At 76.2% G+C, this 25,014-nt stretch carries 25 protein-coding genes; 8 read left to right on the plus strand and 17 right to left on the minus strand.

Annotated elements, in window-relative coordinates:
- Position 1 precedes the first annotated feature (1 nt).
- The 4 genes from ACFO3M_RS03005 to ACFO3M_RS03020 all read right to left on the minus strand — a co-directional run bounded on the left by ACFO3M_RS03005 (position 2) and on the right by ACFO3M_RS03020 (position 5,675).
- Positions 2 to 2,716 (minus strand): putative bifunctional diguanylate cyclase/phosphodiesterase, encoded by a 2,715-nt coding sequence (locus ACFO3M_RS03005; RefSeq protein ID WP_387986149.1) that lies wholly within the window; start codon positions 2,714 to 2,716, stop codon positions 2 to 4.
- 75 nt (positions 2,717 to 2,791) lie between these two features.
- Complete coding sequence (locus ACFO3M_RS03010; RefSeq protein WP_387986152.1) at positions 2,792 to 4,342, minus strand: acetolactate synthase large subunit; 1,551 nt, start codon at positions 4,340 to 4,342, stop codon at positions 2,792 to 2,794.
- Positions 4,339 to 4,659: an EthD family reductase gene (locus ACFO3M_RS03015; RefSeq protein WP_387986154.1), complete on the minus strand. Its 321-nt coding sequence runs from the start codon at positions 4,657 to 4,659 to the stop codon at positions 4,339 to 4,341. The genes ACFO3M_RS03010 and ACFO3M_RS03015 overlap by 4 nt, the downstream gene beginning before the upstream one ends.
- Before the next feature lie 80 nt (positions 4,660 to 4,739).
- On the minus strand, positions 4,740 to 5,675 hold the full coding sequence (locus ACFO3M_RS03020; RefSeq protein WP_387986155.1) for an NADP-dependent oxidoreductase: 936 nt from the start codon (positions 5,673 to 5,675) through the stop codon (positions 4,740 to 4,742).
- Positions 5,676 to 5,762: 87 nt separating this feature from the next.
- Here ACFO3M_RS03020 and ACFO3M_RS03025 point away from each other — a divergent pair, with 87 nt between their 5' ends.
- Both ACFO3M_RS03025 and ACFO3M_RS03030 read left to right on the plus strand, forming a co-directional pair.
- On the plus strand, positions 5,763 to 7,049 hold the full coding sequence (locus tag ACFO3M_RS03025) for a bifunctional glycosyltransferase family 2/GtrA family protein (RefSeq protein WP_387986158.1): 1,287 nt from the start codon (positions 5,763 to 5,765) through the stop codon (positions 7,047 to 7,049).
- The gene (locus ACFO3M_RS03030; protein ID WP_387986160.1) at positions 7,046 to 9,076 is read left to right on the plus strand and encodes an ArnT family glycosyltransferase; all 2,031 of its coding nucleotides are present in this window, start codon (positions 7,046 to 7,048) and stop codon (positions 9,074 to 9,076) included. Before ACFO3M_RS03025 ends, ACFO3M_RS03030 begins: the two co-directional genes overlap by 4 nt.
- A gap of 109 nt (positions 9,077 to 9,185) precedes the next feature.
- Here the strand turns inward: ACFO3M_RS03030 and ACFO3M_RS03035 are convergent, their stop codons facing one another.
- The 4 genes from ACFO3M_RS03035 to ACFO3M_RS03050 form a co-directional block, all read right to left on the minus strand.
- The gene (locus ACFO3M_RS03035; protein WP_387986161.1) at positions 9,186 to 10,382 is read right to left on the minus strand and encodes an acyl-CoA dehydrogenase family protein; all 1,197 of its coding nucleotides are present in this window, start codon (positions 10,380 to 10,382) and stop codon (positions 9,186 to 9,188) included.
- A gap of 160 nt (positions 10,383 to 10,542) precedes the next feature.
- On the minus strand, positions 10,543 to 11,496 hold the full coding sequence (locus ACFO3M_RS03040; RefSeq protein ID WP_387986164.1) for an HpcH/HpaI aldolase/citrate lyase family protein: 954 nt from the start codon (positions 11,494 to 11,496) through the stop codon (positions 10,543 to 10,545).
- Between the two features lie 50 nt (positions 11,497 to 11,546).
- Positions 11,547 to 12,479, minus strand: a complete 933-nt coding sequence (locus ACFO3M_RS03045) for a DMT family transporter (protein WP_387986166.1) — start codon at positions 12,477 to 12,479, stop codon at positions 11,547 to 11,549.
- Entirely contained in the window at positions 12,476 to 13,354 is an 879-nt protein-coding gene (locus ACFO3M_RS03050) for a PhzF family phenazine biosynthesis protein (RefSeq protein WP_387986169.1), read from the minus strand. Before ACFO3M_RS03050 ends, ACFO3M_RS03045 begins: the two co-directional genes overlap by 4 nt.
- A gap of 25 nt (positions 13,355 to 13,379) precedes the next feature.
- Here ACFO3M_RS03050 and ACFO3M_RS03055 point away from each other — a divergent pair, with 25 nt between their 5' ends.
- Genes ACFO3M_RS03055 through ACFO3M_RS03065 form a run of 3 tightly spaced genes read left to right on the plus strand, consistent with a single transcriptional unit; the run spans position 13,380 to position 15,675 of the window.
- On the plus strand, positions 13,380 to 14,618 hold the full coding sequence (locus ACFO3M_RS03055; protein ID WP_387986171.1) for a magnesium transporter MgtE N-terminal domain-containing protein: 1,239 nt from the start codon (positions 13,380 to 13,382) through the stop codon (positions 14,616 to 14,618).
- Positions 14,611 to 15,150 (plus strand): DUF1003 domain-containing protein, encoded by a 540-nt coding sequence (locus ACFO3M_RS03060; RefSeq protein ID WP_387986174.1) that lies wholly within the window; start codon positions 14,611 to 14,613, stop codon positions 15,148 to 15,150. Before ACFO3M_RS03055 ends, ACFO3M_RS03060 begins: the two co-directional genes overlap by 8 nt.
- A 48-nt stretch (positions 15,151 to 15,198) precedes the next feature.
- Entirely contained in the window at positions 15,199 to 15,675 is a 477-nt protein-coding gene (locus tag ACFO3M_RS03065; RefSeq protein WP_387986175.1) for a methylated-DNA--[protein]-cysteine S-methyltransferase, read from the plus strand.
- A gap of 103 nt (positions 15,676 to 15,778) precedes the next feature.
- Here the strand turns inward: ACFO3M_RS03065 and ACFO3M_RS03070 are convergent, their stop codons facing one another.
- Positions 15,779 to 16,096 carry an AzlD domain-containing protein gene (locus ACFO3M_RS03070; protein WP_387986176.1) on the minus strand — a complete coding sequence of 106 codons (318 nt, stop codon included), beginning with the start codon at positions 16,094 to 16,096 and terminating at the stop codon, positions 15,779 to 15,781.
- Positions 16,093 to 16,782 (minus strand): AzlC family ABC transporter permease, encoded by a 690-nt coding sequence (locus tag ACFO3M_RS03075; protein ID WP_387986178.1) that lies wholly within the window; start codon positions 16,780 to 16,782, stop codon positions 16,093 to 16,095. Before ACFO3M_RS03075 ends, ACFO3M_RS03070 begins: the two co-directional genes overlap by 4 nt.
- Before the next feature lie 40 nt (positions 16,783 to 16,822).
- Between ACFO3M_RS03075 and ACFO3M_RS03080 the strand changes: the two genes are divergently transcribed.
- A complete protein-coding gene (locus ACFO3M_RS03080) occupies positions 16,823 to 17,143 on the plus strand; it encodes a hypothetical protein (RefSeq protein WP_387986179.1) in 321 nt (106 codons plus the stop codon).
- Between the two features lie 157 nt (positions 17,144 to 17,300).
- Entirely contained in the window at positions 17,301 to 18,461 is a 1,161-nt protein-coding gene (locus ACFO3M_RS03085) for an Mrp/NBP35 family ATP-binding protein (protein WP_387986181.1), read from the plus strand.
- A 54-nt stretch (positions 18,462 to 18,515) separates the two neighbouring features.
- Here ACFO3M_RS03085 and ACFO3M_RS03090 read toward each other — a convergent pair whose 3' ends face one another.
- From ACFO3M_RS03090 to sigE, 5 genes are all read right to left on the minus strand, one after another.
- Positions 18,516 to 18,809: a mycothiol-dependent nitroreductase Rv2466c family protein gene (locus ACFO3M_RS03090; protein ID WP_387986184.1), complete on the minus strand. Its 294-nt coding sequence runs from the start codon at positions 18,807 to 18,809 to the stop codon at positions 18,516 to 18,518.
- Positions 18,810 to 18,931: 122 nt separating this feature from the next.
- Positions 18,932 to 19,321, minus strand: coding sequence for a twin-arginine translocase TatA/TatE family subunit (locus tag ACFO3M_RS03095; protein ID WP_387986186.1), 390 nt, complete (start codon positions 19,319 to 19,321; stop codon positions 18,932 to 18,934).
- Positions 19,322 to 19,371: 50 nt separating this feature from the next.
- The gene (locus ACFO3M_RS03100; protein ID WP_387986188.1) at positions 19,372 to 20,997 is read right to left on the minus strand and encodes a S1C family serine protease; all 1,626 of its coding nucleotides are present in this window, start codon (positions 20,995 to 20,997) and stop codon (positions 19,372 to 19,374) included.
- A 130-nt stretch (positions 20,998 to 21,127) separates the two neighbouring features.
- Positions 21,128 to 21,700 carry a zf-HC2 domain-containing protein gene (locus ACFO3M_RS03105; protein ID WP_387986191.1) on the minus strand — a complete coding sequence of 191 codons (573 nt, stop codon included), beginning with the start codon at positions 21,698 to 21,700 and terminating at the stop codon, positions 21,128 to 21,130.
- Positions 21,697 to 22,296 (minus strand): RNA polymerase sigma factor SigE, encoded by a 600-nt coding sequence (gene sigE / locus ACFO3M_RS03110; RefSeq protein WP_387986193.1) that lies wholly within the window; start codon positions 22,294 to 22,296, stop codon positions 21,697 to 21,699. Before sigE ends, ACFO3M_RS03105 begins: the two co-directional genes overlap by 4 nt.
- Before the next feature lie 192 nt (positions 22,297 to 22,488).
- Here sigE and ACFO3M_RS03115 point away from each other — a divergent pair, with 192 nt between their 5' ends.
- The gene (locus ACFO3M_RS03115) at positions 22,489 to 23,145 is read left to right on the plus strand and encodes an O-methyltransferase (RefSeq protein ID WP_387986196.1); all 657 of its coding nucleotides are present in this window, start codon (positions 22,489 to 22,491) and stop codon (positions 23,143 to 23,145) included.
- A 64-nt stretch (positions 23,146 to 23,209) separates the two neighbouring features.
- Here the strand turns inward: ACFO3M_RS03115 and ACFO3M_RS03120 are convergent, their stop codons facing one another.
- Positions 23,210 to 23,764, minus strand: a complete 555-nt coding sequence (locus ACFO3M_RS03120; protein ID WP_387986199.1) for a 2'-5' RNA ligase family protein — start codon at positions 23,762 to 23,764, stop codon at positions 23,210 to 23,212.
- A 12-nt stretch (positions 23,765 to 23,776) separates the two neighbouring features.
- The gene (gene glgC, locus ACFO3M_RS03125; protein ID WP_387986201.1) at positions 23,777 to 24,997 is read right to left on the minus strand and encodes a glucose-1-phosphate adenylyltransferase; all 1,221 of its coding nucleotides are present in this window, start codon (positions 24,995 to 24,997) and stop codon (positions 23,777 to 23,779) included.
- Positions 24,998 to 25,014: the final 17 nt, after the last annotated feature.

The following is a 25,014-nucleotide window of genomic DNA, read 5'->3' on the forward strand; positions in this document are numbered from 1 at the left end:
GTCAGACCGGGGACCTGAGCGCCCGCGGCGCGCGGGGCAGCGGCACGATCGCGGGCACCCCGCCGCGGGCCGTGGCCTGCTCGAGGAGCAGCGCCTCGGCGTCGCAGCGCTCCAGCGGCCTCGCGAACAGGTAGCCCTGCGCGGTGTCGCAGCGGCCCTCGGCCAGCAGCCGCGCCTGGTGCTCGTGCTCGACGCCCTCGGCGAGGACCTCCAGGCCCAGCGTGCGGCCCAGGTCGATGGTGCCGCGCACGATCGCCGGCAGCGGCTCGCCCTCGGCGATCGCGCCGACGAACGAGCGGTCGACCTTGAGCACGTCCACGGTGAACTGCCGCAGGTGGGCCAGCGACGAGTAGCCGGTGCCGAAGTCGTCCAGCGCCAGCCGCACGCCCAGCGCCCGCAGCGCGCCGAGGCACGCGGCCGCCCGCTCCGGGTCGCCCACCAGCGCCGTCTCGGTCACCTCGAGCACCAGCGCACCGGCCGGCAGCCCGCTCCCGGCCAGCGCCGCGGCGACGCAGCCGACCAGGTCCGGCGAGGTCAGCTGCGAGGCCGACACGTTGACCGCCATCGTGGTGTCGCCGAGGTGCCGCCAGGCCGCCGCGGTCGCGCACGCCTCGCGCAGCACCCAGCCGGTGATCTCGTCGATGAGGCCCGCCGCCTCGGCCACCGGCACGAACCGGTCGGGGCCCACCGGGCCCAGCCGCGGGCTGTCCCAGCGCAGCAGGGCCTCGAAGCCGGTCAGCCGCCGGTCGGCCAGGGCGACCACCGGCTGGTAGACCAGCCGGAACTCGCCGCGCGCCACCGCGCCGTGCAGCTCCTGCTCCAGCTCGCGGGCGGCCTGCGCCGCCGCGCGCATGCCGGGCTCGAACCGCCGCACGCGGTTGCGCCCGTCGAGCTCGGCCGCGTACAGCGCGAGGTCGGCGTCGCGGACCAGCGCGTCACCGGCCACGGCCCCGCGGCCGACGGCCACGCCGATGCTGGCCGACACGGTCACCGTGCCGCCGGGCAGCGCCACCGGCCGGGAGAGCACCTCGAGCACGCGGGAGGCGGTCACCAGGGCCTCGTCGTCGCCGACGCCGGCCTGCTCGACCAGCACGGCGAACTCGTCGCCGCCCAGGCGGGCCACGGTGTCGTCGGCGCGGACGGCGCCGCGCAGCCGCGCCGCCACCTCGCGCAGCAGCGCGTCGCCGGCGGCGTGGCCGAGGGAGTCGTTGACGGCCTTGAAGCCGTCGAGGTCGAGGGAGAGCACGGCGGCCGAGCCGCCGCCGCGCACGGTGCGGCGCAGCGCCTGTCCCACGCGGTCGCTGAACAGCGCGCGGTTGGCCAGGCCGGTCAGCCCGTCGTGCAGCGTCGAGTGGGCCAGCGCCTCCTCGGCGCGGCGGCGTCCGGTCACGTCGGTCACGTGGACGACGACGCCGCCGACGTCGGGGTCGTCCCCGAGGTCGACCAGCCGGATGCCGATCCAGCGGTCCCCGCCGCGGTGGCGCGCGGGCAGCTCGGCGTCGACGACGCCACCGCCGGCGGCCAGGGCCCGCGCGAACAGCTCGCCCGTCAGCTCGGGGTCCACCCCGGCCAGGCGGACGGCGTCCGCGGCGGAGGTGACGCCGCCGGCCACGGTCCCGAGCAGTGCGGCCAGCGGCGCCGGGTCGCTGAGCAGCCGCCCGTCACGGGAGACGACGAGGACCGCGTCGGAGGAGTGCGCGGTGAGCTTGGCGGCGAACCGCTCCCGCGAGCGCACCAGCGCCCGGGCGGCGGCCTCGCCGCGCAGCAGCAGCGCGGCGCGGACGAAGACCAGTGCGGTCAGCGAGACCACGGCCAGGAACACCACGCCCGAGTCGTGACCGTGCCCGCGGACGTGCAGGACCGCGTCCACACCCGGCGGCACCAGCAGCGCACCCAGGCACACGGCCAGCCGCGCCAGGCCCGTCCGGTCGTCCTCGCGGGGGCCGGCGACGGCGACGCCGGCGGCGCAGTGCCGGACGGCGAGCGCGAGCAGTGCGCTGCCCAGCAGCCAGCCGGAGTCCAGCCATCCGCCGAAGCCCTCGGCGTCGGCGTCGAGCAGGTAGGCGACGTCGGAGACCAGCCAGCAGGCGCACGCGGCGGCCACCGCCAGCGACGTCCGCTCCCCCTGCCGGCGGGTGACCAGCAGCCGCACGACCAGGCCGATCAGCGCCGCGTCCAGCGCCGGGTAGAGCGCGAGGACGACGCGGTCGAGCAGGGGGAGGCCGGCGTCGGCGACCGTGGTGGCGATCGACAGCTCCCACACGACGAGCAGCGCGGCCACGAACACGACCAGCGCGTCGATCCAGCCGGCCAGGCGCTGGTCGCGGTCGGGGTGCCGGTCGCGGGCCAGTAGCGCGAGCGAGGCGAGGAGGGAGACGTAGCTGCCCAGGTACACGGCGTCGGCGATCCCGACGTCCGTGCCGGACCCGGTCAGCGACACCTGCACCTGCCAGACGACGTCCGCGAGCGCGGACAGGCTGACGCCCAGGGCGAGCAGGACGGCGACCGGCCGCCGCCCCGCGCGCTGCATCCAGGCCCACGCGGCGACGACGGCCAGCCCGACGACGGTGAAGTAGAGCGCGGTGCCGGCGGCCGTCCCGTACAGCAGCCCCTGCAGCGCGACCACCGCGAGCAGGAGGGTGCACGCGACGACGGCCCCCGGCCGCCTGCCCACGACGCCGGCGTCCACGCCGACGCCCCCGGTCCCCTTCGACACACGCCGGACATCGACGCGAAACGAATGCGTCTGGAACAGGGACAGCGAGTGTTCCCCCGCGAGGGTGAGCCGGGCCTACTCCCCGGGCCGCAGCACCGCCTGCACCAGGTGCGGACCCGGCTCGTGCAGCGCCGTGCGCAGCTGCTCGGCCAGCTCCTCCGCGGTCTCGGCCCGGGTGGCCGGCACGCCCATCCCGGTGGCCAGCGCGACGAAGTCCAGCGCGGGGCCGCCCAGGTCGAGCAGCTGCCCGGCCCGCTCCCCGCCGCCGGCGGCCCCGACCCGCGCCAACTCCCCCTGGAGGATCGCGTAGGACGCGTTGTCGTAGAGGACGACGGTGACGTCGAGCTGCTCGCGGGCCATCGTCCACAGCGCCTGCAGCGTGTACATCGCGCTGCCGTCGGCCTGGAGGACGACGACCGGCCGGTCGGGGCAGGCCACCGCCGCGCCGACCGCCATCGGCAGGCCGTCGCCGATCGCGCCGCCGGTCAGGGCCAGCCAGTCGTGCTGCGGTGCGCCGGCGGTCTGCTCGACGACGCCGATCCCGGAGGTGATCGCCTCGTCGACCACGATCGCCCGCTCGGGCAGCAGCGCGCCCACCACCGCCGAGATCCCCCGCGGCGTGAGGCGCCCGGTCGGCAGCTCCGGGCGGGAGGCCTCGCGCAGCTCCGGCTCGGCGCCGGCGGCCACCTTCGCGGCCAGCTCCTCGAGCGCCGCGACGCCGTCCTCACCGGGCGCGGACAGCACGTGCACGGTGCAGTCCTCGGGCACCGGGGTGCCCGGCGTGCCGGGGTAGGCGAAGAAGTGCACCGGCGAGGTCGCCCCGGCCAGCACCAGGTGCCGGGTGCCGGCCAGCGCCTTGATCGCCACCTCCGGCGGGTAGGGCAGCTTGCCGACGGCGGGCAGCCCTGCGCCGCGCACCATCCGCGCCGGGAACGTCTCGGCCATCAGCCGGACGCCGGTGCCGGCGGCCACCCGCGCCGCGGCCACGAGCCCCGCCTCCGAGGCGACGACGTCGTCGCCGAGCAGCAGCACGGTGGCCTCCCCGGCCCGCACCACCGCGGCGGTGTCGTCCACCACCGCCGGCGGCACCTGCGGCCGCGGCCGCACCGGCCGGGGCTCGGCGACGGCCGCCCCCTCGGACCAGGACACGTCGGCCGGCAGCACCAGCGTGGCGATCTGCCCGCGCGCGGCTGCGGCGACGGCGTCCGCGGCGTCGGCGGCGAGGTCCTCGGGGGCCAGCGACCGGCGCACCCAGCCGGACACCGTGCCGGCCAGCGCGTCGATGTCGGACTCCAGCGGCGCGTCCAGCCGCTTGTGCGAGCGGCCGTGGTCGCCGACGACGTTGACCACCGGCGTCCGGCCGCGCCGGGCGTTGTGCAGGTTGGCCAGGCCGTTGCCCATGCCCGGGCCCAGGTGCAGCAGCGTGGCGGCGGGCCGGCCGGCCATCCGCGCGAAGCCGTCGGCGGCGCCGGTGGCCACGCCCTCGAACAGGGTGAGGACGCCGCGCATCTCGGGGACGTCGTCGAGGGCGGCGACGAAGTGCATCTCGGACGTGCCGGGGTTGGCGAAGCAGACGTCGACCCCGGCGTCGACGAGCGTGCGGATCAGTGCCTGGGCGCCATTCACCGGGAGACGTGCACCTCGTTCACCTCGTAGTGGGCCATGGTCACGCCTCCGCTGGCGAAGTTGCGGAGGTCGGCGGCGCCGGCCCTGCCCGCCTCGGAGGCGAACGCGGCCCCCATCGCCTGCTCGGAGTCGAAGTCGAGGTGGGCGACCAGGTACGGCGCGGGCTGGCGCGGGTCGAGCGCCTGCGGGCTGCCGGTGGTGAACCGGACCAGGCCGGGCATCTGCACGGTCAGCGGGACGTGCGTGTCGCGGTAGTGGGCGTCGAACGCCGCCGGGTCCTCCGGCTGCCCGTAGCTGACCACCAGCCTGTGCACCATCTGCCGCTCCTCCGCGCTCCTCCCCGGGCACCGTTGCCGGGGGCTCCCCCACCCTGGCACACGGGCCCGGGCGCGCGACCTCAGAAGGTGATCACCAGCCGGCCGCGGACGCCGCCGGCGGCCAGCACCCGGTGCGCCTCGGGCGCCTCCTCCGGCGCGAAGGTGCGGGCCACCCGCAGCGTCGCCGCACCCGACTCCACCTGCTCGCGCAGCCGGTCGAGCGCGGCGCCGTTCTCGGCGTAGCGGCGCACCATCGTGGGCAGCACCTCGACCCGGCCGGTCCCGTCGCCGCGGTAGCCGCGCACGGTGGCCACCTTCCCGCCGTCGCGGACCGCGGGCAGCACCAGCGCGTCCTGCACCGAGCCGTCGGCCAGCCCGTCGACGCCGTCGGGGAACTCCGCGCGGATCCGCCCGGCGACGTCGTCGCCCCGCCGCACGACGACGTCGGCGCCGAGGTCGCGCACCAGCTGCTCGTCGGCCTCGGAGGCGTCGGCGACGACGGTGTGCCCGTCGGCCTTCGCGAGCTGGACGACGTAGCCGCCGAAGGCACCGGCCGCGCCGGTCACCGCGACCACCGAGCCGGGCGGCAGGGCCATCTGGTCCAGCGCCAGCCGGGCGGTGAGCGCGTTCATCGGCAGGGTGCAGGCGGCGACGGCGTCGGCGCCCGCGGGCACCCGGGCCACCGATCCGGCGGGCAGCACGAGGTCCTCTCGGTAGCCGCCGTGCGCGCCGGTGGGGACGACGATCGCCATGACCGCGTCGCCGGCGGCCACCCGGTCGACGCCCTCGCCCACCTCGACGACCTCGCCGGCGGCGTCCATGCCGGGCACCCACGGCGGGGTCTTCACCGGGTCGCGGCCGGCGTAGGCGCCCTCGCGCAGGTGGGTGTCGGTCGGGCTCACCGCCGCGGCCCGCACCCGCAGCCGCACCTGCCCCGGCCCGAGGGGCTCGTCGGGCACGTCGACGACGGTGAGGGCATCGGGCCCGCCGAACTCGGTCACTCCCACGGCTCGCACGCGACCGAATGTAGTGACCTGCCACTCACAGTCGATCTCCAGCGCCCGCACCGGAGCACCCCAGGAGCGGGCCGGACCGTCCTCCCCATGCCACCGCTCCTGCTCGGCGCGCACGACCGCGCCGGTGCCGCCGGCCGCGGGCGCCCCGTCCTCGACGTGGTCGTCCCGGTGCACGACGAGGAGACCGACCTCGAGCCGTGCCTGCGCCGCCTGCACGCCCACCTGACCGAGTCCCTGCCCTACCCGTTCCGCATCACGGTCGCGGAGAACGCCAGCACCGACCGCACCCTGGAGGTCGCGCACCGGGTCGCCGCCGAGCTGCCCGGGGTGACGGTCCTGCAGATCCCCGAGCCCGGCCGCGGCGGGGCGCTGCGCACCGCCTGGCTGGGGTCGGACGCGCCGGTCCTCGTCTACACGGACGTCGACCTCTCCACCGACCTCAACGCCCTGCTGCCCCTGGTCGCCCCGCTGATCAGCGGCCACTCCGACCTCGCCGTCGGCACCCGGCTCTCCCGCTCCTCGCGGGTGGTGCGCGGCCTCAAGCGCGAGGTCGTCTCCCGCGGCTACAACCTGCTGCTGCGCCGCACGCTGGCCACCTCGCTGTCCGACGCCCAGTGCGGCTTCAAGGCCATCCGGGCCGACGTCGCCGCGCGGCTGCTGCCGCTGGTCGAGGACACCGGCTGGTTCTTCGACACCGAGCTGCTGGTGCTCGCCGAGCGCGCCGGGCTGCGCATCCACGAGGTGCCCGTCGACTGGGTCGACGACCCCGACAGCCGCGTCGACATCGTGAGGACGGCGCGCGCCGACGTCGCCGGCATCGTGCGGATGCTGCGCGCGCTGGCCACCGGGCGGCTGCCGCTGGCGCAGCTGCGCGCCACCATCGGCCGGCAGCCGCTGCCCGACCCGCTGCCCGGTGTCTCGTCGTCACTGGCCGGCCAGCTCGTGCGCTTCGCCGTCGTCGGCGTGCTGTCGACGCTGGCCTACCTGCTGCTGTTCGTCCTGCTGCGCGGCGTCGTGGCCGCCCAGCCGGCGAACCTGCTCGCCCTGCTGGTGACCGCGGTGGCCAACACCGCGGCCAACCGGCGGGTCACCTTCGGCATCCGCGGCGGTCCGGGCGCCGGCCGCCACCAGCTGCAGGGCCTGGTCGTGTTCGGCCTCGCCCTGGCGCTGACCAGCGGGTCGCTGGGCCTGCTGCACCTCGCCGACCCCACCCCGGCCCGCGGCCTCGAGCTCACCGTGCTCGTCGGCGCCAACGCCGTCGCCACGCTGCTGCGCTTCGTGCTGCTGCGCGGCTGGGTCTTCCGCACCTCCCCCACCTTTGCCCGGCCGGCTCCCGAGGCCGTGACCGCCCCCGAGACGGAGACCGCCCGATGACCGCCACCGCGACGCCCCCGGCGGCGCCCGCCGCGCCCGGGGCCGCACTCCCCGCCCCGGCCCGGTCCGGGCGGGCCGCGCGCCTGCTGCGGGGCCGCCCCGCCGACCCGCGCTGGGTCCGCCCCGCGCTGCTCGGGCTGCTCGCCGCCACCGGCGTGCTGTACCTGTGGGACCTCTCGGCGTCGGGCTGGGCCAACGCCTTCTACGCCGCGGCCGCGCAGGCGGGCTCGCAGAGCTGGGAGGCGTTCTTCTACGGCTCCTCCGACGCCGCCAACTCGATCACCGTGGACAAGCCGCCGGCCTCGCTGTGGGTGATGGCGCTGTCGGTGCGGCTGTTCGGGCTGGACTCGTGGTCGCTGCTGGTGCCGCAGGCGCTCATGGGCGTGGCCACCGTCGGGCTGCTGTACCTGGCGGTGCGCCGGGTGAGCGGCCCGGGTGCCGGGCTGGTCGCCGGCGCGGCGCTCGCGCTCACCCCCGTCGCGGCGCTGATGTTCCGCTTCGACAACCCCGACGCGCTGCTCGTGCTGCTGATGACCGCGGCCGCGTACGTGCTCACCCGGTCGCTGGAGCGGGCCTCCACCCGCGGCCTCGTCGGCGTCGGCGTGCTCGTCGGCTTCGCGTTCCTCACCAAGACGCTGCAGGCGGTGCTGGTGGTCCCCGGCTTCGCGCTCGTGTGGCTGGTGGCCGCGCCCACGACGCTGCGCCGCCGGGTCCTGCAGCTGCTCGGCGCCGGCGCCGCGATGGTCGTGGCGGGCGGCTGGTGGGTCGCCGTCGTGGAGCTGGTGCCGGAGTCCTGGCGGCCCTACGTCGGCGGCTCCCAGACGAACTCCGTCTGGGAGCTGATCTGGGGCTACAACGGCCTGGGCCGGCTCACCGGCGAGGAGACCGGCAGCGTCGGCGGCGGCGCCGGCGGCGGCTGGGGCGAGACCGGCCTGACCCGGCTGTTCGACTCCGAGATCGGCGGTCAGATCGCCTGGCTGCTGCCCGCGGCGCTGGCGCTGCTGGTCGCCGGGCTGGTCGCCGTCGGCCGGGCACCGCGCACCGACCCGCGCCGCGCCGCGCTGCTGACCTGGGGCACCTGGCTGGGCGTCACCGGGCTGACCTTCAGCCTGATGGCCGGCATCTTCCACGCGTACTACACGGTGGCGCTGGCCCCGGCGGTCGCCGCGCTGGTCGCGATCGGCGGCGCGCTGCTGTGGCAGCGGCGCGGCCGGGCGTGGGCGCGGCTGGTGCTCGCGGGAACGCTCGCCGGCACCGTGCTGTGGGCGTGGGTGCTGCTGGGCCGCTCGGCGGAGTTCCTCCCCTGGCTGCGGTGGGTCGTGCTGGTCGCCGGCCTGGCCGCCGCGGTCGCCCTGCTCGCCGTCGGCCGGCTCGGCCGCGCCGTGGCCGCCGCCGTCCTCGCCGTCGGCCTGCTGGCCGGCGTCGCGGGGCCCGCCGCGTACGCGGTGCAGACCGTGGGCACCGCGCACACCGGGTCGATCCCGAGCGCCGGCCCGACGGTCACCGGCGCCGGCTTCGGCGGCCCGGGCGGGACCGGCGGCCGGGGCGAGTTCCTCGGCGGCCGGCCGCCGGCGGGCGGACCCGCGGCCGGCACGCTCCCCGCTCCCGGCGGCACCACCACCCCCGGCAACGTCACCCGCGGTGCGGGCGGCGGCACGGGCGGCCTGCTGGGCACGGCCGACGTCGGCGAGGAGATGGTCGCCGCGCTGACCGAGGACGCCGCCGGCTACACCTGGGCGGCGGCCACGGTCGGCTCCAACAGCGCCGCCGGCTACCAGCTGGCCACCGGGCTGCCCGTCATGGCGATCGGCGGGTTCAACGGCAGCGACCCCTCGCCCACCCTCGAGCAGTTCCAGCAGTACGTCGCCGACGGCGAGATCCACTGGTTCATCGGCGGCGGGACGGGGATGGTCAGCGACGGCGGCAGCTCGGCGTCGGCGGAGATCGCGGCCTGGGTGGCGGAGAACTACACCGCCCGGACCGTCGACGGCGTGACCGTCTACGACCTGAGCCGGCCGGCGAGCTGAGTCCCGCCCGCTCGTGCTCCGGACACCGGTGTGTGCAGAGCACGAGCGAGCCGGAGACGACGAGCGGCCCGGGACCCGTGCCGGTCCCGGGCCGCTCGCGTGCGGTCCGTCAGCGCTTGAGGCCGTACTCCTTGAGCAGGCCGCGGCTGATGATCGTCTTCTGGATCTCGCTGGTGCCCTCGCCGATGAGCAGGAACGGCGCCTCGCGCATGAGCCGCTCGATCTCGTACTCCTTGGAATAGCCGTAGCCGCCGTGGATGCGGAAGGACTGCGTGGTGACCTCGGCGCAGTACTCGCTGGCGATCAGCTTGGCCATGCCGGCCTCGACGTCGTTGCGCTTGCCGGCGTCCTTGAGCCGGGCGGCGTTGACCATCATCAGGTGCGCGGCCTCGACCTTGGTGGCCATCTCGGCGAGCTGGAACGCGATCGCCTGGTGCTGCACGATCGGCTTGCCGAAGGTCTCCCGCTGCTGGGCGTACTCCACGGCCAGCTCGAACGCGCGGATGGAGATGCCGCAGGCGCGGGCGGCGACGTTCACCCGGCCGACCTCGACGCCGTCCATCATCTGCGCGAAGCCCCGGCCGGGCTCCCCGCCCAGGATCATGTCCGCGCCGATGCGGTAGCCGTCGAACACCAGCTCGGTGGTGTCGACGCCCTTGTAGCCCATCTTGTCGATCTTGCCGGGGATGGTCAGGCCCGGGGCCACGGTGCCGAAGCCGGCCGGCTTCTCGACCAGGAACGTCGTCAGGTTCTGGTGCGGCTTGTCCGCCCCCAGGTCGGTGCGCACCAGCGCCGCCACCAGCGTCGAGGAGCCGCCGTTGGTCAGCCACATCTTCTGGCCGTCGATGACGTACTCGTCGCCGTCCCTGACGGCCTTGGTGCGGATGCCGGCGACGTCGGAGCCCAGGCCCGGCTCGGACATCGAGAAGGCGCCGCGGACCTCGCCGGTGGCCATGCGCGGGAGGAAGTGGTCCTTCTGCTCCTGCGTGCCGTGCTGGCGGATCATGTAGGCGACGATGAAGTGGGTGTTGATGACGCCGGAGACGCTCATCCAGCCACGGGCGATCTCCTCGACCACCAGCGCGTAGGTCAGCAGCGACTCCCCCAGGCCGCCGTACTCCTCGGGGATCATCAGCCCGAAGATGCCGAGCTCCTTGAGCCCGTCGACGATCTCCTGCGGGTACTCGTCGGCGTGCTCGAGCTCCTGCGCGTGCGGGATGATCTCCTTGTCCACGAAGCTCCTGACCGTCGACAGGATCTCCTGCTGGATGTCGGTCAGGTCGGCGGTCTGCGCCAGTCGGGCCACGCTCACTCCTCCGGGACTCCGGTGTCCGTTTGCTACCGGGGAGTATGGGCGACCTCCCCGCACCGGTCGCCGTGTCCCCGGTCACTCGGGCCCGGTCGCCCCGGGAACGACGACGGCCCGCCCGGGAGTCCCGGGCGGGCCGCCTGTGGGTCGGGGTGGATCAGGCGTCGGGCGGGGTGAAGGACGACGTCCGGGACATCCCCGCGGCGCGGCCCTTGCCCGCGATGACCAGCGCCATCTTGCGGCTGGCCTCGTCGATCATCTCGTCGCCGAGCATCGCCGAGCCCTTCTTGCCGCCGGCCTCGGACGTGTACCAGTCGTAGGCGTCGAGGATGAGCTCGGCGTGGTCGTAGTCCTCCTGCGACGGCGCGTAGATCTCGTTGGCGGCGTCGATCTGGCCGGGGTGCAGCACCCACTTGCCGTCGAAGCCGAGCACGGCCGAGCGCTTGGCGACCTCGCGGAAGGCGTCGACGTCGCGGACCTGCAGGAAGGGGCCGTCGATGGCCTGCACGCCGCGGGCGCGGGCGGCCATGAGGATCTGCATGAGGATGTAGTGGAACGGGTCGCCCGGGTAGTCGGGGTGCAGGGCGCCCACCACCAGCGACTTCATGTTGATGCTGGCCATGAAGTCGGCCGGGCCGAAGATGATCGTCTCGATCCGCGGGCTGGCGAACGCGATGTCGTTGACGTTGATCAGGCCCTGCGCGGTCTCGATCTGCGCCTCGATGCCGATCCGCCCGACCTCCAGGCCGTTGGCCTTCTCGATCTGGGTCAGCAGGAAGTCCAGCGCCGCGACCTGGGAGGCGTCGACGACCTTCGGCAGCATGATGCAGTCGAGGTTCGCGCCGGCGCCCTCGACCACCTCGATGACGTCGCGGTAGGTCCACTCCGTCGTCCAGTCGTTGACCCGGACCGTGCGGATCTTCTCGCCCCAGCCGCCCTCGTTGAGCGCCGCGACGATGTTCTTGCGGGCACCCGGCTTGGCCAGCGGCGCGCAGGCGTCCTCGAGGTCCAGGAACACCTGGTCGGCCGGCAGGCCCTTGGCCTTCTCCAGGAAGCGCGGGTTGCTGCCCGGCACGGCGAGGTTGGAACGACGGGATCGGAGCTCGGCCACGGTGCCTCCGCTGGTGATCGGGATCTTCGGCTACCGGAGGGTAACGACGGTCAGGTGACCGGCTCGACCGGCACCTGCGGCCGGCCGGCCCGGACCACCAGCGCCACTCCCGCGACCACGGCGACCATCCCCGGCAGCGCGAGCAGCGGCGGGGTCTGGCCGAGCAGCACCAGCGCGACCAGCAGCGCGCCGGGCACCTCGAGCAGCACCGCCAGCCCGACGACGGTGGGCCCCACGGTGGACAGCACCAGGTTGAGCAGCGTGTGCCCGAGGATCTGCGCGCACACGGTGATCGCCAGGATCAGCCACCAGTCGCGGGCGGGGAAGCCGGCGAGCGGGGTGGTGGTGACCAGCGCGGCGACGGCCAGCACGGCCGCGCAGGTGGAGTAGCAGACGACCGAGTACGCCGACGTCGCCAGGCGGGCGCGGGCGCGGGCCCCGGCGAGCATGTAGCCGCCGGCGCAGATCGCCCCGAGCAGCGCCAGCCCGTCCCCGGCCAGCGCCTCGAGGCTGACCGCCACGTCGACCCCGGCGATCAGCGCGGCGCCGACGACGGCCAGCGCGAGCCCGGTCCACACCTGCGCGGGCAGCCGGACGCCGGACACCCGCGCGGCCAGCGCGGTCCAGATCGGCGTGGTGGTGACCAGCGCCGTCGACGCGGCGACCGTGGTCATCGACAGGCTGGGCAGCCACGCGGCGAAGTGCGCGGCGAGGAACAGCCCGGCCACGACAGAACTGCCCAGGTCCCGCGGCCGCAGCCCGGTGAGGGTGGCGCGCTCGCGGCCCAGCAGCACCGGCACCAGCAGCGCGGCACCGGCGGCGTTGCGCCAGAACGCCAGCGCCAGGAACGAGGCGCCGACCAGCGCGGTCAGCGGGCCGGAGAAGGAGACCCCGACGACGGCGACCGCCATCAGCGCGACGTCGCGGGAGCCGGGCCGGTGGACCGCCCACGGGGAGACGGCCGCCGTCGAGCCGGCGCTCACGGCACGCGGATGCGCCCGGAGGCCACCGGCACCACCGCTCCGGACACCGTGGCCGCCGTCGCCCGGCCGCCGTCGGCGGTGACCGTGCACGACAGCACCGACGGCCGGCCCATCGCCTCGCCCTGCCGCACCGTGTACGACGACGTCCCGTCCGGGGCGACCAGTCCGGTGGCGACCAGCCAGACGCCGGCGCCCAGCGCCGCCGAGCCGGTGGCCGGGTCCTCGCCCCAGCGCAGGTCGTTCGCGAACACGCGGGCGTACGCGGTGGAGCCGTCCCACGACAGCACCGAGACGCCCTCCCCCACCCCGAAGGCGGCCAGCGCGGCGGGGTCGGGGGCGGCGCGGTCGACGACGTCCGGGTGCACCGCGAGGAAGGCGAAGGGCAGGCCGCAGCCGGCGACGTGCGCGGGCAGCCCGACGACGTCGGCCGCCGACAGTCCCAGCGCCTCGGCCAGCGCCGCCGGGTCGGGGCCGTCCTCCAGCGTCGGCCGCCCGCCGGTGAGCGTCGCCCCGTCGCCGGTCACCTCGATCGGCAGGACGCCGGCGCCGCACTCCTGGTGCAGCGTGCCCGCGGCCAGCCGGCCGGTGCGCACCAGCGTGTGCGCGGCACCGACGCTCGGGTGCCCGGCGAAGGGCAGCTCGGCGAAGGGGGTGAAGATCCGCACCCGGTAGGAGGCGCCCGGCTCGGTCGGCGCGCAGAGGAACGAGGTCTCCGACAGCGCGAACTCGTTGGCCAGCGCCTGGCACTGCCCGGTGGTCAGCGCGTCGGCGTCGAACACGACCGCGAGCGGGTTGCCCGCGAACGCCCGGGGGGCGAACACGTCGACGACCTCGTACTCGACGGACGCCGATCCGACGGACACAGGGCTCGCCACGACCCCGACGGTAGCCTCACCGAGTGTGAGCACGGTGACCAGGGCGTACGTCTCGCGGCTCGCCGGCCTGCCCGTCTTCGACCCCAACGGGGACCGGGTCGGGCGGCTGCGCGACGTCGTCGTGGCGCTGCGCGTGGACACCGCCTCCCCGCGGGTGCTGGGGCTGGTCGTGGAGGTCGTGGCCCGCCGCCGCATCTTCGTGCCGATGGGCCGGGTGACCAGCATCGACCCGGGCGCGGTGGTGCTCGCCTCGGGCACGCTCAACCTCAAGCGCTTCGAGCAGCGGCGCGGCGAGACGCTGGTCCTCGGCGAGCTGCTGGACCGGACCGTGACCGTCCGCGAGTCGGGCCGGCGGGCCACCGTCGTCGACGCCGGGATCGAGCAGACCCGCACCGGCGAGTGGCAGGTCACCCGCCTGGCCGTGCAGGAGCCCGGCCGGCTCGGCCGCCGCGGGCAGCTGCACCAGCTGGCGTGGGACGAGGTCGCCGGGCTCGCGCTGCCGGAGAGCGGGCAGGGCGCCGAGACGCTGATCGCCACCTACCGCGAGCTCAACGCCGCCGACCTCGCGCACGCCCTGCAGGACCTGCCGATCAAGCGGCGGCACGAGGTCGCCGAGGCCCTCGACGACGAGCGGCTGGCCGACGTCCTCGGCGAGCTGCCCGAGGCCGAGCAGGTCGTCATCCTCGGCACGCTGGACGAGTCCCGGGCCGCCGACGTGCTCGAGGTCATGGACCCCGACGACGCCGCCGACGTGCTCGCCGAGCTGTCCAACGTCGACCGCAACCGGCTGCTCGAGCTGATGGAGCCCGACGAGGCCGAGCCGGTGCGCCAGCTGCTGCAGTACTCCGAGGACACCGCCGGCGGGATCATGACCAGCGAGCCGGTGATCCTCGCGCCGGACGCGACCATCGCCGAGGCGCTGGCCCGGGTCCGCGAGCCCGAGCTCACGCCCGCGCTGGCCAGCCAGGTGTACGTCTGCCGGCCGCCGTCGGCCACGCCGACCGGGCGCTACCTGGGCCTGGCGCACATCCAGCGGCTGCTGCGCGAGCCGCCGTCCGGCCTGGTGAGCGGGGTGCTCGACGACCTGGACCCGCTGCGCCCGGAGGCGCCGCTGGCCGAGGTCACCCGGTACTTCGCCACCTACAACCTGGTGGCCGCGCCGGTGGTCGACGAGCAGGGCCGGCTGGTGGGCGCGGTGAGCGTCGACGACGTCCTCGACCACCTGCTGCCGGAGGACTGGCGCGAGCGGGCCCGCCGTGGCTGACGGCCGCCGGCTCGACGTCCCCCGCGGCTCGTCCCGCGGGATCACCGGCTACCTGCGGCTGGACCCCGACGCGATCGGCCGGTTCGCCGAGGGGATCGCCCGCTTCCTCGGCACGGGGCGCTTCCTCGCCGTCCAGACGGTGATCGTGGTGCTCTGGATCGCCCTCAACGTCTTCGCCGTCCGGCTGCGCTGGGACCCCTATCCCTTCATCCTGCTCAACCTGGCCTTCTCCACCCAGGCCGCCTACGCCGCGCCGCTGATCCTGCTGGCGCAGAACCGGCAGGCCGACCGCGACCGCGTGCAGGCCGAGGAGGACCGCGCCCGCGCCGCGCAGACCCGCGCGGACACCGAGTACCTGGCCCGCGAGCTCGCCGCGCTGCGGGTGGCCATCGGCGAGCTGGCCACCCGCGACTTCATCCGCGGCGAGCTGGGCCGCCTCGCCGAGAGCCGCTCGCCCGAGGAGCGGGAGAAGAAGCCCAAGAAGAAGCAGAAGGACCCCGTCCAGCCGGCGCTCGCGGACCCGACGGCGTAGCGCACCGGGCCGCCCGGGCTGTCGTCCCCCCGCGGCACACTGCCGGGCATGCGCGCGCACGCAGTGGTGGCCTCGCCCATCGGGCCGCTGACCGTCGTCGCCGACGACGGCGTGCTCGTCCGGCTGTACCTCTCACCACCGGACCCGCAGGCCGATCTGGGCGCGCGGGACGACGCCGCGCTCGCGGACGTGGCGGGCCAGCTCGGCGAGTACCTCGCCGGGGAGCGGGAGGCGTTCGACCTGCCGCTGCGCCCGCGCGGCAGCGACTTCGAGCTGGCCGTCTGGGAGCAGCTCACCCGCATCCCCTACGGCCGGACGACCACCTACGGGGCGGTGGCGAGAGCCGTCGGCGAGCCGGGCGGCGCGCAGGCCGTCGGCCTGGCGTGCGGGAGGAACCCGCTGGCGATCGTCGTCCCGTGCCACCGGGTGGTCGGCGCCGACGGCAGCCTGGTCGGTTTCGGCGGCGGGCTGTCCCGCAAGCGCTTCCTGCTCGACCTGGAGCAGCGGGACGCCCGGCTGTTCTGAGCCTGCGCCGGAGGGCCCGGCGGCCGGGGGCTCAGCCCAGCACCGCGCGCAGCACGTGCAGCCCGGCGGCGGCCGCCTGCACGGGGCGCGGCCCGCAGCGGCGTCACGCGGTCAGGACGTGCACCAGCGCACCGGTGGCGCCGGCCAGCACGAGCACCACGATGAACGGCGCGCGCAGCGCGAGGGCGACCGCCGCGACCGCGACCCCGGCCAGCCGGCCGTCGACCACGAGGGCCTGTCCGGAGGTCAGCGCCTGCACCGCGACCAGGGCGGCCAGCAGCGCCGCGGGCACGAAGGTGACCAGCCGGGTCACCCACGGCCGCTCGACCCAGGCCGCGGGCACCGACAGCCCGGCCAGCTTCAGCAGGTAGCAGCCCAGCGACCCGACGACGACCACCGTCCACAGCGTCCCGCTGCTCACGCCGCCTCCTCCCGCGGCCGGCCGGCCAGCACCACCGCGACGACGGCGGCCACCACCTGCACGCCCGGCGGCACGAACGGGGTCAGCGCCAGCGCCACGGCCGCGCCGCCCAGCGCCACCCGGCGGGCGACGGCCGGCTCCTCGGCGCCGGCGCGCAGCCGCGGCCACAGCAGCGCGAGGAAGGCGGCCGGGACGACGGCGTCCAGCGCCGCCTCGGCGGTCTCCCCCAGCGCCCCGGCACCGAGCGCGCCGGCCAGGGTGGTGGCGTTCCACACCGTGAAGATCGACGCCCCGCCGGCGAGGAAGGCCAGCCGGGACAGGTCGCGGTCGGGGGCGGCCACGGCCAGCGCCGTCGTCTCGTCGATCACCCAGTGCGCCAGGACCAGCCTGCGCAGCAGCCCGCGCGGGGCCAGCAGCGGCGCCAGGCGGACGCCGTAGACGGTGTTGCGGGTGCCCAGCAGCAGCGCGCTGCCGATCGCGGCCGCGCCCCCGCCGCCGGCTCCGAGGACGCCGACCAGCGCGAACTGCGAGGCGCCGGTGAACATGAGCAGCGACATGGTCAGCGCCTGCCAGGGGTCCAGGCCGGCGGCGTCGGCGGCCGCGCCGAAGGCGACGCCGTAGAGGCCGACGGCCACCCCGAGCCCGATCGCGTCGCGGAGGACGGCGGCACGCGCGGGAGCGGACACGTCGCCGCAGCCTACGGCCCGGCTGCGTACGGTCGGGCGCGTGACCGGAGCCGCGGGCGACCGCCGGGTGGTGCTGCGCGACGACCGGGGGCCGCGGGGCACCTGGTCCGAGTGGGCCACGCTGTCCGGCGCCGGCCTGCGCGTCGAGGGCCAGAGCCTGAGCGGGGACGACGAGTACGAGTTCGCCGTCGACGTCGCCCCCGGGCAGGTCCCCGCCCTGCTCGCCGCCCTCGGTGCGCCCGCGGCCGCCGACGTCCTCGACGCGCTCGTCGCGTACTCGCGGGGTGGCGGCCGCGGGTTGACCCGGCTCCTGCGGGACGCCGGCGTGGAGCACCGCCGCTGGAACCGCGTGGGCGGCTGACCGCCCGGTACGGCGCCGGCCGGGTGCGCAGCACATCACCTCCGCAGCCGGCGGCACCGGGTGCCCGCCGCCGTACAGTGGCAGGTGGACCGGAGTGCAGGTCGCCGACGTGTGGTGCCGCGGACCGGGTCCCCCGTCGAAGGAGACACATCCCCCCATGTCCGACACGCTGACCGGCTCGCCGGCGCTCGACGCCGTCAACGCCGCTCTGGCCACCGTCCAGGACCCGGAGATCAACCGTCCGCTGACCGACCTCGGGATGGTCAAGGACGTGCAGATCGGCGTCGGCGGCGACCCGGGCGCCGTGCGCGTCGAGGTCTACCTCACCGTGGCCGGCTGCCCGATGCGCGAGACGATCACCAACCGGGTGACCGCCGCCGTCTCCGCCGTCCCCGGCGTGACGTCGGTGCAGGTCGGCCTGGACGTGATGAGCGACGAGCAGCGCGCCGAGCTGCGCCGCACCGTCCGCGGCACCGACGCGGCCGACCCCGTCATCCCCTTCGCCCAGCCCGGCTCGCTGACCCGCGTCTACGCGGTCGCCTCCGGCAAGGGCGGCGTCGGCAAGTCCAGCGTCACGGTCAACCTCGCCGCGGCGCTGGCCAAGCGGGGCCTGTCGGTCGGCGTCGTGGACGCCGACATCTACGGCCACTCGGTGCCGCGCATGCTGGGCGTCGACGACAAGCCGACCCAGGTCGACAACATGATCATGCCGCCGCAGTCGATGGGCGTGAAGGTCATCTCGATCGGCATGTTCACCCCGGGCAACACCCCGGTCGTGTGGCGCGGCCCGATGCTGCACCGCGCGCTGCAGCAGTTCCTCGCCGACGTGTGGTGGGGCGACCTCGACGTCCTGCTGCTCGACCTGCCGCCCGGCACCGGCGACGTCGCGATCTCCATCGCCCAGCTGCTGCCCAACGCCGAGATCCTCGTGGTGACCACGCCGCAGCAGGCCGCCGCCGAGGTGGCCGAGCGGGCCGGCGCGATCGCCACCCAGACCCACCAGCAGGTCGTCGGCGTCATCGAGAACATGTCGTGGCTCGAGCTGCCCGACGGCTCCCGCATGGAGGTCTTCGGCTCCGGCGGCGGCCAGGCGGTCTCCGACGCGCTCACCCGGCTGCTCGGCGCCACCGTGCCGCTGCTCGGCCAGGTCCCGCTCGACACCCGGCTGCGGGAGGCCGGGGACGCCGGTGCGCCGATCGTGCTCGCCGACCCCGAGACCCCGGCCGCCAAGGCGCTGACGAAGGTCGCCGACTCCCTCGCCGTCCGCCAGCGCGGGCTGTCGGGCATGTCGCTGGGGCTCACCCCCGTCCGCCGCTAGGACCCGCTCGGACCGAGGCCCGGCCCCCGCGCGGGGGCCGGGCCTCGGCGCGTCTCAGCCGCGCGGCGGCTCGTGCGGGCGCCCCTCGAGCCCGTGGGAGCCGCCGGTCCCGGAGATGAGCACGACGCCGTCCCACAGCCGGCCCGCCTCCTCGCCGACGGGCACGCGGGAGAGCACGGGACCGAACCAGGCCGACGGCGTCCCGGACCCCGTGGCCACGGTCGGGGTGCCGACGTGCGGGCCCACCGGCTCGACGCCCAGCCGGTGCGAGGCCCGCACGAGGTCGTCGTGGGCGGACGTGTGCGCGGCCCCGGCCAGGGCCTCCGGCAGGCCGACCGCGCGCAGCAAGGTCCCGCGTGTCCGGCCACTCGCCGCGCCCGTGCACGGCCTCGCCGTGGGCCCGGTGGAGCGCAGCCAGGGCTCGGGTGACCCCGCGGAGCCTGCCGCGACCGCCGCCGTGGCGGGACCCGCTAGGTCGCGTCGACGTCGAACGGCGGCGGGGCGCTCCGGTCGTGCTCGACGACGGCGGGGCGCGTCGCGGGCTTCACCCGGCTCGCCGCGGTCGCGCCCGCGGCAGCGGCGGCGCCGCGGCGCACCGGCGGGGCGTCGTCGTCCTCGAACAGCTGGGCGCGGATGAACGTCTTCGGGTGGTACTTGCGCAGGTCCAGGTCACGCAGGCCGGCGAGGTCCTCGCCGAGGGACTCGTCGACCTGGGCGCGCACCCCGGTGATCGCCTGCTTGACCTTCTTCAGCCCGGCCGCGGCGTCCCGCGCCAGGGTCGGCAGTCGCTCGGGCCCGAAGATGAACAGCGCGGCCAGCGCCAGGACGACGATCTCGCCCCAGCCGATCGAGTCGAACACGCGCCGCTCCCTCCTCCGCGGGTCCCAGGGTATTCGGTGCCCGGGCCGGGTCAGGCCTCGGCGAGGGTGGCCTGGACCGTCGTCGACGACCCGTTGCGGACCAGCTCGATGGTCACCACGTCCCCGGGGTCGTGGGCGTCGACGGCGACGACGAGCTCCTCGGAGCTGCCCACGGCCTGGTCGTCGACGGCGATGACGACGTCCTGCTCGCGGATCCCGGCCTGGGCCGCGGGGCTGCCCGGCTCCACGTTGAGGACCAGCGCGCCGTCGCGGGTGCCGTCGGTGACCGACCGGGTGTTCACCCCGAGGGTCGCGTGCACCGCGCTGCCGGTGGCGATCAGCTGCTCGGCGACGTCGCGGGCGGTGTCGATGGGGATGGCGAAGCCCAGGCCGACGCTGCCGCCGCCCAGCGAGGCGATCGCGGTGTTGATGCCGATGACCGCGCCGGTGGCGTCGACCAGCGCGCCGCCGGAGTTGCCCGGGTTGATCGGCGCGTCGGTCTGCACCGCGCTGATCACGGCGTTGGTGTCGCTGCCCTCCCCCGCCAGCCGCACCGGCCGGTCGAGGGCGGAGACGATGCCGCTGGTGACCGTGCCGGCCAGGCCCAGCGGCGAGCCGATCGCCACCACCGGGTCGCCGACCACGACGTCGTCGGAGTTGCCCAGCGAGGCGGTGACCAGCCCCGGCCTCTCCACCTTGACGACGGCGATGTCGCTCGCCGGGTCGCGGCCGACGATGCGCGCGGCCGAGCCGCTGCCGTCGCTGAACACCGCCCGGATCTCCGCGCCGTCCACGCCGTCGGCGCCGGAGATGACGTGGTTGTTGGTGACGATGTAGCCGCCCTCGCCGTCGATGACGACGCCGGAGCCGGTCGCGCCGGCGTCGCCGATGCGCACCTCGATCGACACGACCGCCGGCGTCACCCGGCCGGCGATGTCCGACACCGACCCCGGCTCGCGGCTGATGCCCTCGTCGGTCTCGGACAGGGTGGTGCCCGGCGCCAGCAGCGGGGTCTCGCTGGCCTCGCGGGTCAGCAGGTAGCCCACGCCGCCGCCGAGCGCGCCGGCGAGCAGCACGGCGAGGACGACCAGGAACGCCACCCGCACCGACAGGTCGCGCAGCCGCAGCTTCTTCCGGCCCTTCCGGTCGACGACGACCGGGCCCTCCTGCTCGGACTCCTCCTCGAACACCGCCGGGCCGGTGAGGCCGGCCGGGGCGTGCGGGTCGCGCCAGGGGTCGCTCTTCGCGTCCGGCTTCCACCACGGCCCGGCCGAGGTGCGGCGGCGCCCGGGGCGGCCGCCGGGCGGCTCCTGCAGCCCGGCCTGCCCGGCCCGGGCGCGGAAGGCGCGCAGCACGGCCTCCGGCGGCGGCGGCGCCACCGGCCGCGGCGGCGGGGTCGGGCGGTCGCCGGCGAAGCTGCCCGGGACGGCCGGCGGGCGGCCGAACGCGGCGGCCTGGGCGGGACTGGCCGGCGGCTGCGCCGGCACCGCGGCGGGGCGTGGCCGCTCCGGCGGCGCGAAGGAGCCGGTCGCCCCGGCGGGACGGGCGAAGACCACGTCGTCGCCCCCCGTGCCGGCGGCGGCCGGCGGGCGGACGACCGCCTCCACCGTGCGCTCGCCGTCGCGGGGAGCGGGCTCCGAGGGACCGGTCTCGCGGGCGTCGTCGGGTGCGGTCACGGGTTCAGGGTCCTCCCGGACCTGGCGGCGGACGTGGACTACGGGTGCCGGCGCGACGGTACCCGCCCGCGGGCGCGGGGGTCCGGGGTCAGGCCCCCGGAGTCACGGCCCCGGGATCAGGGCCCGGTCGTCACGGCGTGGCGCCCGGCGCGGCCGACGGGCCGCTCAGCGTGCGGACCACCGGCGGCACGACCTCGGTGCGCTCGTCGGGCGAGGAGGGGCCGGCCACCGACGACGGCGTCCGGGTCACCCGCTCCCCCGGGTCCGGCAGGTTGAGCGCCAGGACGGCGACGCCGAGGCCCAGCCCGGCCAGCGTGCCGGCGACGCTGCGGCGCAGCCACCGCGCGTGGTGCGGCGACGCGGGACGGGCCGGCGGGTCGTCGAGCGACACGGTCCAGCGGCCGGAGGACCCGGTGACGGTCAGCTCCCCCGCCGACGCGGTGACGGTGCCGAGCCCGCCGCCGCCGGGGACGTCGGCGGTGAACGGGATGGCGCACAGCCGGGAGAGCAGGTCGCCGGGGACGGCGACGTCGGCGGCGGCGTGCAGCGCGTCCTTAGCCTCGCGCTGGGCCTGCACGAGCATCCGGCACTCGGAGCAGCCGGCCAGGTGCCGGGCGGCGCGCGCGGCCGGGCCGCTGGCCAGCTCGCCGTCGACCAGCGCGGCGATCGCCTCCTGCGCCAGGTGGCTCTCCGGCAGGCTCATGCGGGAGCCCCCGGGGCCGGGACGCTGCGCGGGGCGAGGTGCGCGAGGGCCTGGCGCAGCTGCACGCGGCCGCGGTGGATGCGGCTGCGCACGGTGCCGAGCTTGATGCCGAGGGTCGCCGCGATCTCCTCGTAGGTCAGGCCCTCGATGTCGCAGAGGACGACGGCCACGCGGAACTCCGGCGGCAGCGCGTCCAGCGCCGCCTGCACCTGCGGGTCGAGGTGGGTGTCGGCGTAGACCTGCTCGGGGCTCGGCGCGGTGCCGGGCAGCCGCTCGGTGTCCTCGGGCAGCGCGTCGAACCGGATCCGCTGGCGGCGGCGGACCATGTCGAGGAACAGGTTCGTGGTGATGCGGTGCAGCCAGCCCTCGAAGGTGCCCGGTGAGAAGTCGGCCAGCGAGCGGAAGACCCGGACGAACGTCTCCTGGGTGAGGTCCTCGGCGTCCTGGGCGTTGCCCGACAGGCGGTAGGCCAGCCGGTAGACGCGCGCCGAGTGGTCCCGCACGACCTGCTCCCAGGTCGGCGCCACCCACACCTCGCCGGCGCCGGACGCGGCCGACTGCTGGTCGGCGGCAGGGGGGACGGCGGCCTCGGGCACGTCCTCAGTATCGCGGACGCGCACGCTGCCGACCTCCCCCGCGGGATGGACGGGGACGGCGGCACGCTCGGGTGTCACGTCCGGACCAACGGCCCTGACGCCATTCCGTGTTCCCGTCGTCAGTTCTTGCCAGGTTCCTCACAGGAACGCCTCCCGGAACGCGGGCCGCGGTCCCCTTACCCTCGGCCGGTGATGAGCGCCGAGGAACCGTCGCGCGCCGGCGGGACCGGCGCTGCCGCCTGGTCCGACCGCTACGCCGCCGAGGACCCCGCCGTCGCCGCGGCGCGCGCCCGGGCCGTGGCGCTCGGCGGCCCGCCCCCGCCGGGCCCGGCCGCCGGCGCCACGCTCGCCGTGCTGGCGGCGGGTGCCGGCGCCCGCGCGGTCGTGTCGATCGGCAGCGGCGGCGGGGTGGTCGGCCTGTGGCTGCTGCGCGGCATGCGGCCCGACGGCGTCCTCACCGCCCTGGACGCCGACCCCGAGCAGCTGCGCGGCGCGCGGCGGGCGTTCGCCGAGGCCGGCGTGCCGCAGTCCCGGACCCGGCTGATCTTCGGCACCCCGGCCGAGGTGCTGCCCCGCCTGTCCCCCGGCGCCTACGACCTGGTGGTCTGCGCCGGCCCGCCGACCGAGTACGCCCCGCACCTGGCCGCGCTGCTCGGGCTGGTGCGCACCGGCGGGACGCTGGCCTGCCACGGCCTGCTCGAGGGGGACCGCATCGGCGACCGCGCCGCCCGCGACCCCGACACCGTCGCCTGGCGCGACCTCGCCCACAACGTCCGCGAGGACGAGGGGCTGACCTCCGCCGTCCTGCCGATCGGCGCGGGCCTGCTGGTGGCGACCCGCCGGCCCTAGGGGAAGGACCTCCCTGCCCCCCCACCGCTCGCACGCTCGCGGCGGGCCCCTGCAGGGAGGCCGGTCAGCGGAAGAGGTGCTCCACGAGCGGCTCCCACGGGCCGCCGAGGTAGCGCCACAGCCCCAGCCCGCGGGCGGGCACCTCCCCGGGGACGAACTCCGCGGTCAGCCGGTCGCGCAGCGTCCGGGCGACGGCGGGCTCCACCTTGTTCTGCACGGTGACGTGCGCCGACAGCCGCTGGCGGTCCTGCCGGGTGAGCCAGGGGTCGAACTCCGCGGCCAGCCCCGCGTGCAGGGCCGACAGCTCCGGCGCCGCCAGCCGGTAGGCGACCCCGCGGCCGAGCAGCTGCAGCCCGGTCACCGCGACGGCGAACGGCGGCCGGGCGGCGGCCGCGGCCAGGGCGGCGTCGACGTCGTCGCGCCGGTCGCCCGGGAGGGCGTGGAACAGCGTGACGTGCGCGGCCAGGTGGTTGCGGTCGGCCGGGAAGTGCTCGGCGCGCAGCCGGTCGAACCGCGCCTGCGCCTCCGCCCCCAGCAGCAGCGTGACGACCAGTGGGGAGGTGCTGGAACCGCCCTCGTGCAGGGGCCCGACCCGAGCGGAGCGAGGGGTGGGGGGCACGAGGGTCCTTCGTCAGACGATCGCCCGGGCGCCCTTGCCGAGGACGGTCACGCCGCCGGCACTCACGTGGTAGCGCTCGCGGTCGGCGTCGGAGTCCACCCCGATCCGCGCCCAGGCCGGGACGACGACGTTCTTGTCGAGGATCGCCCGCCGGACGTAGGCGCCCTCGCCGATCTGGACGCCGTCCATGAGCACGCTGTCCTCGACCCGCGCGCCGCGCTCGACCCGCACGCCGGGCGAGACGACCGAGCTGTGCACCGACCCGCCGCCGATGATCGCGCCGGCGCTGACCATCGACTCCTCGGCCCGCCCGCCGAGCACGAACTTCGCCGGCGGCTGCTGCGGGGGCAGGGTGAGGATCGGCCAGCGGTCGTTGTAGAGGTTGAAGACCGGGGTGACCGACACCAGGTCCATGTGGGCGTCGAAGTAGGAGTCGATCGTCCCGACGTCGCGCCAGTAGCCGTGGTCGCGCTCGGTGGCCCCGGGGACGATGTTGGTGGAGAAGTCGTAGACGTACGCGTCCCCGGTCTCGGCGAGCATCGGCATGATCGAGCCGCCCATGTCGTGCGCCGAGTCGGCGTCCTCGGCGTCCGCGCGCAGCGCCTCGAGCAGCGCGTCGGTGGTGAAGACGTAGTTGCCCATGGAGGCGAAGGACTCCTCCGGGCTGTCGGGCAGGCCCGGCGGGTCGGCCGGCTTCTCGAGGAAGCCGCGGACCTTGCCGTCGGCGCCGGCGTCGATGACGCCGAACCCGGTGGCCTCGCGCCGCGGCACGCGCAGCCCCGCGATGGTGACCCCCGCGCCGGTCCTCACGTGCTGGTCGATCATCTGCGCCGGGTCCATGCGGTAGACGTGGTCGGCGCCGAACACCACGACGACGTCGGGGCGCGCGTCGTAGATGAGGTTGAGGCTCTGGAAGATCGCGTCGGCGCTGCCGGTGTACCAGCGCGGCCCGAGCCGCTGCTGCGCCGGCACCGGGGTGATGAAGTTGCCGAGCATCTGCGACAGCCGCCACGTCGTGGTGATGTGCCGGTCGAGGCTGTGGCTCTTGTACTGGGTGAGGACGGCGATCTGCCGGATGTCGGCGTTCACCAGGTTGGACAGCACGAAGTCGATGAGCCGGTAGTTGCCGCCGAACGGCACCGCCGGCTTGGCGCGGTCCTGGGTCAGGGGCGCGAGCCGCTTGCCCTCGCCACCGGCCAGGACGATGCCGAGAACTCGAGGACCGCCACGCATGGAGGGAACCTAGCCGC

This window comes from Geodermatophilus arenarius (assembly GCF_042654585.1).
In the GTDB taxonomy this organism is placed as follows: domain Bacteria; phylum Actinomycetota; class Actinomycetes; order Mycobacteriales; family Geodermatophilaceae; genus Geodermatophilus; species Geodermatophilus arenarius.